Annotated in this window: 12 protein-coding genes; 2 read left to right on the forward strand and 10 right to left on the reverse strand. The window is 52.2% G+C overall.

The genetic code is table 11. The features are described 5' to 3' along the window. Positions 1-2 precede the first annotated feature (2 nt). Positions 3-1,133, forward strand: coding sequence for a C45 family autoproteolytic acyltransferase/hydolase (locus E0E41_RS06570; RefSeq protein WP_130869258.1), 1,131 nt, complete (start codon positions 3-5; stop codon positions 1,131-1,133). 267 nt (positions 1,134-1,400) lie between these two features. Here the strand turns inward: E0E41_RS06570 and E0E41_RS06575 are convergent, their stop codons facing one another. From E0E41_RS06575 to E0E41_RS06620, 10 genes are all read right to left on the reverse strand, one after another. Beyond that, positions 1,401-3,167 (reverse strand): phosphoenolpyruvate carboxykinase (GTP), encoded by a 1,767-nt coding sequence (locus E0E41_RS06575; RefSeq protein ID WP_302466828.1) that lies wholly within the window; start codon positions 3,165-3,167, stop codon positions 1,401-1,403. A gap of 78 nt (positions 3,168-3,245) precedes the next feature. Beyond that, positions 3,246-4,781 (reverse strand): citrate lyase subunit alpha, encoded by a 1,536-nt coding sequence (gene citF, locus E0E41_RS06580; RefSeq protein ID WP_130869260.1) that lies wholly within the window; start codon positions 4,779-4,781, stop codon positions 3,246-3,248. Between the two features lies 1 nt (position 4,782). Further along, positions 4,783-5,652, reverse strand: coding sequence for an HpcH/HpaI aldolase/citrate lyase family protein (locus E0E41_RS06585; RefSeq protein ID WP_130869261.1), 870 nt, complete (start codon positions 5,650-5,652; stop codon positions 4,783-4,785). Beyond that, entirely contained in the window at positions 5,645-5,911 is a 267-nt protein-coding gene (citD, locus tag E0E41_RS19245; protein WP_130869262.1) for a citrate lyase acyl carrier protein, read from the reverse strand. Before citD ends, E0E41_RS06585 begins: the two co-directional genes overlap by 8 nt. Before the next feature lie 24 nt (positions 5,912-5,935). Then, complete coding sequence (locus E0E41_RS06595) at positions 5,936-7,030, reverse strand: C45 family autoproteolytic acyltransferase/hydolase (RefSeq protein WP_044943751.1); 1,095 nt, start codon at positions 7,028-7,030, stop codon at positions 5,936-5,938. 4 nt (positions 7,031-7,034) lie between these two features. Then, positions 7,035-8,531 (reverse strand): tripartite tricarboxylate transporter permease, encoded by a 1,497-nt coding sequence (locus tag E0E41_RS06600; protein WP_130869263.1) that lies wholly within the window; start codon positions 8,529-8,531, stop codon positions 7,035-7,037. An 84-nt stretch (positions 8,532-8,615) separates the two neighbouring features. After that, positions 8,616-9,602, reverse strand: coding sequence for a tripartite tricarboxylate transporter substrate binding protein (locus tag E0E41_RS06605; RefSeq protein ID WP_165450517.1), 987 nt, complete (start codon positions 9,600-9,602; stop codon positions 8,616-8,618). A gap of 71 nt (positions 9,603-9,673) precedes the next feature. Next, positions 9,674-10,165 (reverse strand): tripartite tricarboxylate transporter TctB family protein, encoded by a 492-nt coding sequence (locus E0E41_RS06610; RefSeq protein ID WP_130869265.1) that lies wholly within the window; start codon positions 10,163-10,165, stop codon positions 9,674-9,676. 16 nt (positions 10,166-10,181) lie between these two features. Then, positions 10,182-11,003, reverse strand: coding sequence for a polysaccharide deacetylase family protein (locus tag E0E41_RS06615; RefSeq protein WP_165450518.1), 822 nt, complete (start codon positions 11,001-11,003; stop codon positions 10,182-10,184). A 25-nt stretch (positions 11,004-11,028) separates the two neighbouring features. Then, complete coding sequence (locus E0E41_RS06620) at positions 11,029-11,868, reverse strand: polysaccharide deacetylase family protein (protein WP_207303203.1); 840 nt, start codon at positions 11,866-11,868, stop codon at positions 11,029-11,031. Positions 11,869-12,232: 364 nt separating this feature from the next. On the opposite strand from E0E41_RS06620, the gene E0E41_RS06625 reads away from it, so the two are divergent. Continuing rightward, positions 12,233-13,240, forward strand: a complete 1,008-nt coding sequence (locus tag E0E41_RS06625; RefSeq protein ID WP_130869268.1) for a LysR family transcriptional regulator — start codon at positions 12,233-12,235, stop codon at positions 13,238-13,240. Positions 13,241-13,847 lie beyond the last annotated feature (607 nt).

The raw sequence follows: 13,847 nt of genomic DNA on the forward strand, positions 1-13,847 counted from the left end.
TCATGAGCTTTATGCCCCTCTTTACCATTCACGGCGCTACCAACCGGGAGCGCGGGTTGGATTACGGCAGACAGTGCAAAGAGTTGATCCACGGTGTACTTGATCGCTATATCACGTTTTTCAACAGCGGACACGCCGCTGTAAGCTGGGACAGCGCCCGGACGATTTCTCAGTCCTTCCTACCCTTTATCCGCGCCTACTCCCCTGAACTTCTAGAAGAGCTGGAGGGTATGGCGGAGGGAGCTGGCGTCAGCTTCGACGATCTGCTGACGTTGAATTCCCGCTCTGAGGCCATGACCCTGATTCAGCGCCCCGCCTTTGATGAGGAAGAGCTGGACGGCTGTTCCAGTGTGGCTGTCCTCCCCGACGCCATGGCAGATCAGCACACTGTCCTGGCTCAGAACTGGGATACCTATACCTGGCAGGAATATGGCACCATTATTCTGCAGGTTCTGAAAGAGGACGGAGCGGACATGATGATTGTCACCGAAGCCGGTCAGTTGGCCCGCTACGGTCTCAATCAGGCCGGTATTGCGCTGGGTGTAAACAGCCTGCACAAAACCTACAACACCAAAGTGTTCGGAGTGCCCTCCGTATTCATTCGGAGAAAATTCCTGGAGCAGGATCGCTATGTTGACGCTGTCAATCAGATCTTTGGCGCAGAATCCATGCTCCCCATGTATTATGTGGCCGCCTATGTCGGCGGTGACGCCATGGGGTTCGAGAAGGTGGAGCAGGGCCAGATGGTTCTCTATCCGGAAAACGGCCTGATCGCCCACAGCAACCACCTCAAGCATCCAAAACAGGGATATCAGGTAGATTCCCTGGGCGGCACGCTCTATCGTGACCGTCGGATTCTGACGCACTTGCTTCCCAAGGTTGGCTCAATTACCCGCCAGGATATCATTACCGCATTCCAGGATCACTTTGGGTTCCCCTTCTGCGTATGCCGTCATGGTGACGAGCGCAAGAAGGAGTTGGACAGGATCAGCACCCTTGGCTGCATCATTATGGACGCCACGGATAAACGAATCTGGGTCTGTAAGGGCACCCCCTGTTCTGGCCAATTCCGGGAATATGCCTGGGAGCGCCCCGGTAAGCTGGCCCAGTGGAACGGTATCGTCATGTGGTAAACACCCTCTGCCTCCTCTCATTTCCTAAAAGCGGCGGAACCGAAGTTCAAGCTTCGGTTCCGCCGCTTTTTTACCAACTGATTGGGAGAATGAGGACTCCTACTTTCGGGATATTTTGTGCCCCTTTCCGTCCGGAGAGCCATGCTCTCCGGCACTCTTGTGTCCACTGTTTCCGCCCGCTCGTTTCCCCGTGTGGGTCAGCGTGTGGGTCAGCAAAATGGTTCCTCTCAAAATCTCCACTACAATAAGCAAAGCACCATGCTTTACTCATAAAAGATTCTTCAGTGTATTTAACTGTTCCAGAAGGGGAGCTGGAACCCTAGGCTCAAATTTCTGATAAAACGCACTGATTTCTTTGGCTTCCTCCTTCCAGAGGGTGGTATCCACAGAGAGCAGGCTCTTAAGAGTTTCCAGGCTCACACCGGAACCCTCCAGATCAATATCCTCGGGCTTGGGCTCAAAGCCGATGGGAGTATCCACTGCCTCGATCTCATCGAAACAACGATGCATGATCCACTCCAGCACCCGCAGGTTGTCGCCGAAGCCCGGCCACAGAAAGTGCCCCGCGTCGTCGGTGCGGAACCAGTTGACGTTGAAGATCTTGGGGGCCTTGTCGCCCAGCACTTTGCCCATATCCAGCCAGTGCCGCCAGTAGTCGGCCATGTGGTATCCACAGAAGGGAAGCATAGCCATAGGATCCCGGCGCACCACGCCCACGTCTCCGGTGGCGGCAGCGGTTGTCTCAGAGGCCATAATGGAGCCCACGAACACACCGTGTTCCCAATCCCGGCTCTGGTACACCAGAGGAGCGGTTTTGGCCCGGCGGCCGCCGAATACCAGCGCGGAGATGGGAACGCCGGCGGGATTTTCAAACTCGGGAGAGATACAGGGGCAGTTCTTGGCGGGAGCGGTGAACCGGCTGTTGGGGTGCGCACCCTTCTCGGTGGAAGTCCTTCCGTCCCAGGGACGGCCCCTCCAGTCCACAGCGTTGGCGGGCGGATTCTTATCCAGCCCCTCCCACCACACGGTGTTGTCGTCCAAGTTATGCGCCACATTGGTGAAGATGGTGTCCTTCCGGGTGGCCTGCAGTGCGTTGGGGTTGGATTTTTCGTTGGTGCCGGGGGCCACGCCGAAGAAGCCGTACTCCGGGTTCATGGCCCACAGACGGCCGTCGGGACCAACCCGCAGCCAGGCGATGTCATCGCCCACGCACCACACCTTCCATCCCCTCTTCCGGTAGTGCTCCGGAGGAATGAGCATGGCCAGGTTGGTCTTACCGCAGGCAGAGGGAAAGGCGGCGGCCAGGTAACGCACCTCGCCCTGGGGATTCTCCACGCCCAGGATCAGCATGTGCTCGGCCATCCAGCCCTGATTTCTGCCCAGATAGGAGGCGATGCGCAGGGCAAAGCACTTCTTGCCCAGCAGTACATTGCCGCCGTAGCCGGAGTTGACGGACATGATGGTGTTGTCCTCGGGGAAGTGGACGATGTAGCGCTTCTCAGGATCGTTGTCTGCAGTGGCGTGGAGGCCCTTGACGAAATCATCCTCCAGCCGGTGGGCCGCAGCCCGACCTACTCGGGTCATGATGGCCATATTGAGCACCACGTAAATAGAGTCGGTCAGCTCGATACCGTATTTGGCGAAGGGAGAGCCAACCACACCCATGGAGTAGGGAATGACGTACATGGTGCGGTCCTTCATGGCTCCGGTATACAGTCTCCTCAGCCTGGCGTACATTTCCTCCGGGTCCATCCAGTTGTTGGTAGGACCGGCGTCCTCCTGTTTTCTGCAGCAGATGAAGGTGCGGTCCTCCACACGAGCCACGTCGTTGGCGGCGGTGCGGTGAAGATAGCAGCCGGGCAGCTTATCCTGATTCAGCTTCTCCAGTTCACCGGTGACGCAGGCCTGGGCCCGCAGCTCCTCCAGCTGGGTATCGCTTCCGTCGATCCATACGATATGCTCAGGCTGCGTCATGGCGGCCATTTCGTCGATCCAGTCCAGTACAGCTTGATTGTTTGTCAGTGCCAATTTGATCCACTCCTTCTCATTTCGGAAAATTCAGAAAGAAAAATGGCTGTTACAGAACAAACGCAGTAACAACCATTTTTTCCTTTATAAGACGTTGCGAATGACGTCCAGAATGGTACCGTCCCGGTATTCCACCAGCCCGACCACCTTGTCGCCATAGTGAGGTGTTTCAGGTTTCCCCGTCAGGTTGTAGGCCATGTCTCTCAGCTCTTCTATTTCGTACACAGGCAATCCCTGCTCGATCAGCCGCTGTTTCAGCTTCGGATTCTGGGGATTGACCGCGATGCCCCGTTCTGTTACGACGACATCCACGCTTTCACCCGGCGTGGAGATGGTGACGACGCGGTCTACGACGATAGGAACCCGCTTCCGGATGAGGGGCGCCACCACAATGGCCAGATTGGCGCCGGCCGCCGTATCGGGGTGTCCGCCCAGAGCTCCCATGATCACTCCGTCGGAAGCTGTGAGGACGTTTACATTGAAATTCGTATCCACCTCGGTGGCCGAGAGGATCATCACGTCCAGGGAGTTGGTTACATTGCCCTTGGCCTGGGGATCGGCGTACATCTCCGCATCCATCTCAATGTGTCTGGGATTGTCGCGGATGGAGGCCACTGCGTCGGCATCAAATGTCTGCACATCCAGGAGCGCGTCAAAGTAGCCTTCCTCCAGCATTTCTGTCATTGTGGAGGTAATGCCGCCGGAAGCGAAGGAGCCTTTGATGCCGTGCTCCTTCATGTAGTCTTTCAGATACCGGGCCACGGCCAGGGAGATGCCGCCGCTGCCGGCCTGATAGGAGAAGCCGTTTCGCACAAGACCCGTGGCGATGATGACCTGACTGGCGTACTCCGCAATGGCCAGCTCGATGGGATTCTTGGTCTTGCGGGTGGCACCCTGGCTGATCAGCTGCGGGTCGCCGATCTGCTCTACCTGGACGACGCAGTCGACCATGGTCTGAGGAATACTGATGGGGTTGGCGGGATAGGGAACCAGGTTGTCGGTAATGGCGACGACTTTCCGGGCAAAACGGGCGTCCACTTTGGCGTAGCCCATGGATCCAAAGGCCGATTTGCCCAGACAGCCGTTCATATTTCCCATGTTGTCGCAGCAGGACGCGCCGATAAACGCCACATCGATTTTCCGCTCGCCGGATTCAATGGAGCGGGCCCGGCCGCCGTGGGTCTTGAACACGACAGGTTTGGGAAGGATGCATTCCCTGGAAATGGCCTCCGCCAATTCCCCGCGCATGCCGCTGGTCTCGATCCCGGTCACCACGCCTGATTTGATGTAGTCAATCAGACAGCTGTGGGATTTGCTGAGGGAGGATGCGCATACCGTAAGGTCCCGGAATCCCATCGCTGCGATCTCTGCCATGACCAGAGGGAGAACCAGGTCTCCGTTGCGCAGGTGGTGGTGGAAGGAGATCGTCATCCCGTCCTTTAAGCCCACCTTCTCAATGGCGGCACGCAGGCTGGGCGCCAGCTTTCCGGTGGAAACAGGGATCTGCTCCGAAATGTATTTGTTGCGCCGCTTGCCCGGCTCCATATAAGGACGCAGCTTGCCGATGCCTTCTACCTCGGTTGGGATACGGCGCTTGATCCGGTTAGGAACAAATTCCATGTTACGACACCTCCTCACCGATTTGCAGCAGTACGCGCTGTGCCTTGGCAACCACGGGAGCATCCACCATTTTCCCGTCTACCGTAAAGACACCGACGCCTGCTTGCTCCGCTGCGCGCATGGCTTCGATCACGCGCCGCGCGTGAGCCACCTCTGCTTCGCTGGGGGTATAAATGCGGTGGACCACGGCCAGCTGACTGGGATGGATGCAGGATTTCCCGCTGAAGCCAAGTGCCTTGGCGTTGTTGACCTCCGCCTCAAATCCGGCTTCGTCCTCCAGATCGCTCCAGACGGTGTCGATGGCGCTGATCCCGGCCTCCGCAGCTACGACGGGCAGATACATGCGGGCGAACTGAAGCTCCTGTGCGGATTTGCTGCGGCTGGTCCCCATGGAACGGGTATAATCCTCTGCACCGAAGGAGAGAGAAATCACCCGAGGGCTGGCCTTTACAGTTTCCCTGGCGTTCAGAACGCCTTTGGCGGTTTCGATGGAGCATTGGATCTTTACGCTGCCGTGGGGGATCTGGTGCTCCTCCTCCACTTCATCCAGGAGCTGCGCCAGACACCGCACATCCTCCGGCGATTCGCACATGGCAAGGCGCAGATTACGCACACCCGCCGGTACTACAGCCCGCACATCCGCCTCGCCAAACGGGGTCTTTAAGGCGTTAATTCGGGCAAATACAAGACTTTTTCCAAAATCCAGCTGTTCCATGGCGGAACAGAGCAGATCCCGGGCGCTGTCCTTTTCTGCAAACGCCACCGCATCCTCCAGATCAAAGAGAATGGCGTCGGGGTGGAACACCGGTGCATTGAGAAACATTTTCGGCTGACTGGCCGGGCAGAACAGCATCGTGCGCATCCTATTCATGGTTTGCCCTCCTTGCCCGGTCCACAGCCGTTTTCAGTCTGGCCCGGATCACAAAATCCAGGCTACCGAAGTCTTGGATTTCTACAGCCGCGTTCTTTACCCCGAGTTCTTCCAGACATGCCTGGGCACATGCCCGGATAGCGTTACCAAACATACTCTCCTGTTTGCTATGCAATTGGAGTGCAATCCCACCAGTATCTCTCAGCGAAACCACTACAACACAGTCCTGCGGCTTTTCAAAGCCGGCACGTCCTGTCATCTTTCTTCCCCTCACTTTTAAACGCTATACTTTATACGAGATGTAGGTCCCTTCGCACGGGCAGCCTTTACAGATGTAGGCAGTTTTCCCATTTAAGTCGTAAACCGACGAGGATATCGTCTTCCACACCTTATCTTCATCATAATCCCCATGGGGCACATGACTGCAGACCGCTTCAATACAGTTACCTTCCGGATATGTATCAGGAGCGCCAGGAAATGTCTCATGATCTTTCAGACACTGTTGAATCCGGTAAATGTCCAGTTGTCCGCTGCATTTCTCCAACCGTCTGCGCAGCACCTCATCCCGAAACTTTGTGCCCTGGTTGGTGCAAAACGCATGCCCGGCCACCATATGGTTTGCATGGGTTACGATATTGTTTTCTGGAAACACCTTAAAGACCCCGCCCGGAGTGGCCTCCAGATCCACACCTACTCCCTCGGCACTAGCCAGCATAAAGTTGCAGGACACCCCTCTTTTGTTGTTTCGTACGTTTTCACATACTTCTTCAAAAGAGCGGCTGTTCAGTGCTTTCCGACGAACAAAGGTAACGGGGGCGCCTACTTCACCTGTATCAAAAACGGAGGTAAGGTTATTGGCACACAAGCCAATGCCAAAATTGTTCATCCCATTTCGCACCAACTGTCCCGCCTCTGTCACCCCGACGATATGCAGTCCTGCACCGTTGTCAATAGAGACAACTACTGCATGCCGTTCAACCCAGGGGCGGTAGTCCCAGTTCTGCATCAGATAGGTCGATTGCCCATCTGCAGATGCGGCAGGCAAAACTACCCCTGTGGTACATTCCTGTGCTTTATGTTTCAGGATTTCATAACGGCAGTTTAGTGCCAATATTTCCTCTAATTTGGTACCGCTTCCATCGGCAATTCCTCTGGCTTCCTCCAGTTCATCCAAGAAGTCCCGCTCTAGCAGATCTAGATACAGGCTGCTTTTGGTCGTGATAGAGTTCCAGTCCATCTGCAGTGTTTTGGAAAAATGCCGCTGATAGCCTTCAATTCCCCGGTAGATCAGCTCTTTTGCCTGTTCCCCGTATTGTATGCCTCTGGTGTATGGGTCTGCCGAGTTGATGGAAATACACTTGAATGTCTCTTCCGCCATATGCCTATCCTCTTTTCCGACTTATCTTTGCCTTCAGTGTGGGCCACAACAGCATGATCGCCGCCACTATCAGCAGCACTATTGCAATAGGTCTGGTAAACAGCGACGTTACATCCCCCTGGAAGGCCACAATGGCTGTACGGAAATTTAACTCCACCGTTGGGCCCAGCACATAGCCCAGCGTTAGAGGCGCCAGAGGAATTCCTACTCGGTTAAAAATATACCCCAGCACGCCCATAACACAAAACACCCAAATATCGAATATTCGGTTGTTTGCCGTGAGCGCTCCAATCAAACACATGAGCAGGATTACAGGGAACATATAGTTCATTGGTGTGGAGAGGATTTTGATAAAGTGGCGGATAAAGATAATATAGAGCACATACATTGCCACACAGGCCAAAATATAGGCAAAGTAAATGGTACCTACCACTTCAGGATTGTGGTCAAAAAGCATGGCGCCGGGAGCCAGTCCGTGCACAATCAGGCCGCTCATCAGCATTGCAGTAATGGTATCTCCCGGGATTCCCAGTGTCATCATGGGAATCAGCGCACCGCCGCACACCGCATTATTTGCGGATTCTGGCGCCACAATGCCCTCTGCACAGCCTGTTCCAAACTTCTCCGGTGTCTTGGAGGAATTTTTAGCCTGGTTGTACGCCACCAACGCAGCGGTACTCTGCCCTACGCCAGGCAAAATACCGATCAGCGTCCCAATGATAGAGGAAATGCTGATCGTCCTCCACAGGCCTTTAAAGGAACCTTTCTGAGGAATCACCGTGCGGCGCTCATCACTTTGAACCTCATGCATAGGCTGACCCAGATTTTTTAACTGTACCAAGATTTCACCTAGGGCAAACAAGCCCATCAGCACAGTCATTTCGGTAAAGCCGGAACTTAGGCGCCAATACCCGAAGGTAAACCGCTCTACAAAAGACAGCTTATCCAGCCCCACCATTGCCAGAATCATGCCCAGAATTGCGCTGATCAAGCCCTTGATCATATCCTCGCTGCAGAGAGATACCACTACGGCCAGGCCCATGATTCCTAATGCAAAATACTCCCAGGAACCAAACATCAAGCCAAATCGCGCCAGCTTTGTCGCCACCAGAATCATAACAATACCGCTGAAAATGCCGCCGATCAGGCTGGCCGTTGCTCCATAGCTCAAAGCACGATATGGGTGACCGTTTCTCGCCATAGGCGCGCCATCAAAGCAAGTAACAATTGCAGCGGCATTACCCGGAATATTCAGCATGATAGAGGCAATCAAGCCGCCGGAAACACCGCCTACATAGATGCCGATCAGCATCGCGATGCCCTGAGTGGGCGGCATGGAAAAGGTAAAGGGAAGCATGAGAGAAACGCCTAGTGCTCCAGTCAGGCCGGGAATCGCGCCAAAAATAATGCCGCCGAATGTGCCTGCCAGGAGATACAGTAGGGTAAGCGGATTTGTGACCACATCCGCCATTCCGTGCAGAATAAGTTCAAACGCAGACAAGTGTGTTCCCCCTTCCTGAGGATATTTGTCAGTACTCTCACTTCATGGGGCAGGCCTGTATTTACAGGTCTGCCCCATTGAGGCTTACCCGTTCAGTTTGGCATAGATATCGCCGTACACGCCGTAATAGTACTCGCCGTACTCATGCATTTCTTCATTGGTCATCCAGGAAGGGCTCTGTCCCATAGCAATCAGCTGCTCCTGGGTGGCGGGGTCTGCAACACACTCCTCCAGCTTTTCCGTCAGCACATCTACAATCTCCTGAGGCGTATCCGGGTGAATATCCCAGCAGCGGGTCAGACCAACCGTCACATCATATCCGCACTCTTTCAGTGTGGGGACATCAGGCCAAAAATCCAGGCGTTCATCTGCGCCGACAGCCAGAACTTTCAGCTCACCGGCATCCACGCTGGATTTTGCACCGGAGGCATAGGATTGATAGACCACCGCATGGCCACCCAAAACGGCTGCGCGGCTCTTGGAGGCATCATCGTAAGGGACATAATTAAAAGAAACCCCAGCAATATCCCACAGATTCTGGGCATCCATTTCATTTTTTCCTCCCGCGCCCACACAGGCCCAGTTGATACTGCTGTCCTCCTTCGCAGCAGCAAACAGGTCCTCAATCGTGTTATACGGTGAATCCGCGGCTACGCAGATGCAAAGCGGATCATATACAAAATTCCCCAGATAAATAAAGTCCTCATAATAGGGCTCGTTTAGCTGACCGCTGACCAAGGAAGCTGCCATAACCTCAGGAGAATGCATAAAGAGCGTATAGCCGTCGGTGTAGTCGCCCTTCATATACTCGATAGCAGCCGCTGAATCACCCGTCGTATTCTGGATCGTTACTGTCCACCCAAACATTTCCTGCAAGCGAGTGGCAATCGTGCGCGCTGTCAGGTCGTGTTCCCCGCCAGCGGAGAAGGGCACAATTACGGTAATAGCCTTTTTAGGGTACCCATCTGCAGCTGAACTGCCGTCACCGCTGGATTCGGCCGTTTTCGAACAACCGGCGGCGCTGAGAAACAGGGCTGCGGCTAAGCTAAGGGCCAAGAGTTGCTTCTTCATTGTAATTCTCCTTTTCATTCAGATATAGTGGTTTTCTATCCGCAGCGTTTACGCTGCGCTCTCTCATGTGATCAGGCCCAGAAACCCTCCGGGAGCCGTACTCCCAGCAGAGAGCCGAAAAGATACTGCACAACAAAAACGGTAATAGCAGTAATTATGAGCCATATGATGATCTCTTTGCGCAGCACCTTGCCTTTTACTGTGCCGCCCCTTGCTTCTATTGTAAAGAAGGCCAGCAATGCAAACAGGAACAAAGCGGAACTGATCATAAAACCAAGATAATTCATTAGGAGCAAATAGAGCACAATGATACCCAGCGTTACACATACCCGTTTGGAAAGAATAGTTGCTGCCGCCTCCTGAGAACGCTTTCTGACGCTGCGGATAATCAAAAGCAGGGATAACAATGCCAAAATTCCAACCCAAAGCAGAACATAAGTATCTGCCCGTGCTAGAAAGTAGCTAGCTTTGGTATCTTGCATAATAAACGCATAGACAAAGCTGATGATGCTAAACGTCAAAAGAATCAGGCCCAAAATTAAGTCTTGTACCCACGCTTTCACAAAACCATCTCCCCTGCTATAAGGACATTACATACCGGGCGATTTCCTCTCCTGTTGCGAGCCAGATGTTTTTCCTTTTGATCTGCTCCAGCACTGTGTTCACCATAAACATGCGCCCCGGCGAGCCAATGGTTTGCGGTGTAAGAGAAAGCACATAGCAGTAGCCCATATCGTAGTCCGCATTCAACTCCCGTAGCCAGTTGTCCAAAACATCATCGTAAATTGCGATACGCGCGTTTCCCGCCGGGAAGCTATCTCCCCAGGCCAGGTAAGGGAAATCAATCAGTTCCCACCTGGTGGGGATTTCAATCATATCCGCATATGCCCCTGACCCAGGAATTCGATATGGAATATCATGGTCAAAAAAGGAATTGTCATACAGGAATCCGGCCTGTTGAATCAGCGTAAGGGTCTCTTCCGTACACCCTCCCTCCGGCAGGCGAAAGCCAACAGGCATCTTGCCAATCGTCTGTTCGATCGCTTTTGCTCCCTGGTTTAATACACTTTGTTGCTGTTCCTTAGACAGTCCACCAAAGTCCTCATGCCGATACCCATGCAGTGCAATCTCATGCCCTGCCTCCGCAATCTCCTTTAGCTGTTCTGGATAGGTCTCGGCAAAAATTCCGGGCGCAAAAAAGGTGGCTTTTACCTGAAATCGATCCAGTGCCTCCAGAATTCGATTTATACCACGTCGAGGCCCGTATTCGCCCATTGAGCGATGCTTGGGTGTATCGTATTTTTCCGGGTCCATTCCAAGCCAGATAAATTCCGCATCCAGCATGATACAAATCATCGCCGCCGCTTGGTGCCCGTGCGGCCATACAATTTCTTTTTTCACGTGATCACCTCCTACCGTATCTGTATTAATAGTGTGTTTTCCACCAATTTGCAATTTCGATGCCAGTCGCAAACCAGACATCGCCCTTCGCCAGCATTACATCCAGTAATTCTTCCAACATCTGCGCTCTGCCCGGAATCCCAATAATCTGTGGGTGAAGCATGAACGTCATGCAGCCACCTTCAGCATAGTAACCCTCAAATTCGTGCTTCCAGTTTGATAATACACCGCGGTAGCTTGAAATTCTGTCCTGTCCTTTAGGCTGAGGTGGTTGAAAGCTGTAAACGAATGCGGGATAGTCATCCAATTCCCAACGAGCAGGTATTTCAATAAAATCTGACTTTTTACCCTGGAAACACATACGATAGGGCCTGTCATCCCCGCGCATCGAACTGGAATATTGAAATCCTAATTGTTCATGCCAAATCTGTGGTGCATCCATTTGAAAATCGCTGGAAGTCGCCACAAACCCTACAGCCTGTTTACCGATAATCCGGTCAAAGGTCTCCTGAGACCTCCGGATTACATCCATCCACGCTTGCGTGGGACGATCGGTATACATATGTTCCTCGTGGTCGTAACCATGGAAACCAATTTCATGTCCGCAAGCATCAATACGCCGTAACATATCGGGGTAGCGCTCCGCAATCTGACCTGGTACGAAATACGAACAGGGAATCTTCTTCCTATCAGCCAGCTCGAGCAGTCGATCCACCGCCCTCATGGGGCCATAACGGCCATAGGAGACCCTCCGCGGAGATGGATGCGCCGGATCACGATTGTATAGAGATTCTCCATCTACATGGATGGTAAGCAGCACCGCACATTTTGCATGATTAGGCCAGAGAATGTGAGAATTGCTCAATTTTATACACCCTCCATATTTTTGTTCAAAGATTGGTCTCGATTATACTTCCGGTTCCTCCACTTGAACGGCAAGCCATATACATGTAATCTTTTGGGCATTTTTAGCCTACTACTTTTGCACCGTACTGTCCAATACCAGTTCTCAGATATAACATATAACAAAAAAGGTATACCTTTTAGACATAGGAAAGATTTTTATAAAACTTTGTGTATTGTGTAGAATTTCACATATTATACAATAATTTTTGTTTTATTTTATAAATTGTGCTACACTATGTATAGTTTCCTAAACTGTAATCTCTGTTCCTTTGTTTGCCCTGTTTCCTATTGGTCAGATTTTCCTGCTTAGCAAGGGGTATTATATGATTTATTCTAAATATCATTATGTCGCAAAAGTCGCTTCACTCCGCAGCATTTCCAAAGCCGCGCAGGAGCTTTATATTTCCCAGCCAGCGCTCACTAGAGTTATCAGCAACTTGGAAAAGGAATTGGGCGTTACACTCTTCAATCGCTCTGTAATTCCTCTTCAGCTTACCTACGCCGGGGAGCGCTATTTGGAGGAAGCAAAACGGGTCTTAAGTATTGACGAATCACTAAGAAAAGAATTGCAGGAAATTTCTGAGGTAAAGCGAGGAAATCTGTCAATTGGAGCCAATTACGCCGCAAGCGCTTTATGGCTGCCACACATACTTCCTGTTTTTAGGAAAGAATATCCGGGTATAAAAATCAGTATTTCTCAGCAGACATCCCCTTTGTTTGAAAGCGACCTGTTGAAAGGCAATATTGATCTGGCTTTTACCACCCAGTCCGCTCCTTCAAAGAATCTCTCCTACACCTACATCTCTTCCGCCAGGCTTTTGGCATTCATTCCGCGTAACAGTCCTGTTTTACGAGGGCGGGATATCACATACAATAGTCTTGATAACATCCTGACTGTTACTCCAGAAGAACTGTGTGGCCAAGAATTCGTCCTCCTTCACCCCACAGACGGATTAGGCTATACTATTTCAAAGATGATGGAGGAAAACAGAATTCATCCCAGTCATGTGCTATATGTACCCAATATCGTAGCTTGCTATCGTTTGGCAGCATCCGGACTAGGAATCACATTTTCAACTCCATACTCTACACGATATACTCTCCCCAATGCCGTCCCTGTGATTGCTCAGCTTTCTACTGGCGCAGCTTATGAAAAAAACGCCATTGCTTACCCAAAAGAAAAGGTTTTATCCACAGTTGAAAAAAGATTTATTTCCATTGCACAGCAAAAAATTGCAAAACACCCCTTACTTCAGCCGCTTAGTGGAAGTCAATGGAACCAGTTGTGTTCCACCTCGCCTAGGCCAAATGATTTTTATGAATTCTCGTAAAGTAAATTCTTTGCTATCCAAATTCTATTGAATTCACACATACTGGCTATTACTACTTGCCCTTCGTGAACGTTAGTCAACAAAGCGCATCATAAAATTGGTGGGCAAACTGCTCATCGCAGTCGAAAACACAGCCTACATTCACAGGCGGGGTATGAAGTAGAACGGCAACAACCTCTACACCATCCTGTCGATACAGACAGCGATGAATGATTGCTGCCAACAACAGCAACTTCACCTGGAAACAAAAAGCGCCCGTGTGCTCCGCTGTGAGCTGCTGTATACCCCTTGTTTGAGGCCAGAGCACCCCCCTGTCCCAACCAAGGCTTTCAAAGCGGATTTGGGTCGCTGTCGGCCTGTTGAAAACACAAGCCGAGGGCAAAAGAAAAATTGGGACAACCTCAAAAACTACATCTTCTCGCAGTACAGGGAGCACCTGCGCCTCCGGGGCTTACACGGTTGAGGGAGCCGTTTTACCCACCCATGGGTGGGGCAAGCAGAGCATTTGGCTTGCCCCAAGCGGCTGCCAAACGCATGTTTGCGGGCAGAAGCCCGCACCCACTTTCCGCTGACCGGCAGCTGCACCTCACTTACACGCCGCAAAGCT

The organism is Intestinimonas massiliensis (ex Afouda et al. 2020), assembly GCF_900626285.1.
Taxonomy (GTDB): domain Bacteria; phylum Bacillota; class Clostridia; order Oscillospirales; family Oscillospiraceae; genus Flavonifractor; species Flavonifractor massiliensis_A.

What these genes read in the sequence shown, in the direction of transcription:
- E0E41_RS06570 (WP_130869258.1), top strand. Translation starts at nt 3, where the DNA reads ATGAGCTTTATGCCCCTCTTTACCATTCACGGCGCTACCAACCGGGAG.
- E0E41_RS06585 (WP_130869261.1), bottom strand. Translation starts at nt 5,652, where the DNA reads ATGAATAGGATGCGCACGATGCTGTTCTGCCCGGCCAGTCAGCCGAAA.
- E0E41_RS06605 (WP_165450517.1), bottom strand. Translation starts at nt 9,602, where the DNA reads ATGAAGAAGCAACTCTTGGCCCTTAGCTTAGCCGCAGCCCTGTTTCTC.
- citF (WP_130869260.1), bottom strand. Translation starts at nt 4,781, where the DNA reads ATGGAATTTGTTCCTAACCGGATCAAGCGCCGTATCCCAACCGAGGTA.
- E0E41_RS06625 (WP_130869268.1), top strand. Translation starts at nt 12,233, where the DNA reads ATGATTTATTCTAAATATCATTATGTCGCAAAAGTCGCTTCACTCCGC.
- E0E41_RS06595 (WP_044943751.1), bottom strand. Translation starts at nt 7,030, where the DNA reads ATGGCGGAAGAGACATTCAAGTGTATTTCCATCAACTCGGCAGACCCA.
- citD (WP_130869262.1), bottom strand. Translation starts at nt 5,911, where the DNA reads ATGACAGGACGTGCCGGCTTTGAAAAGCCGCAGGACTGTGTTGTAGTG.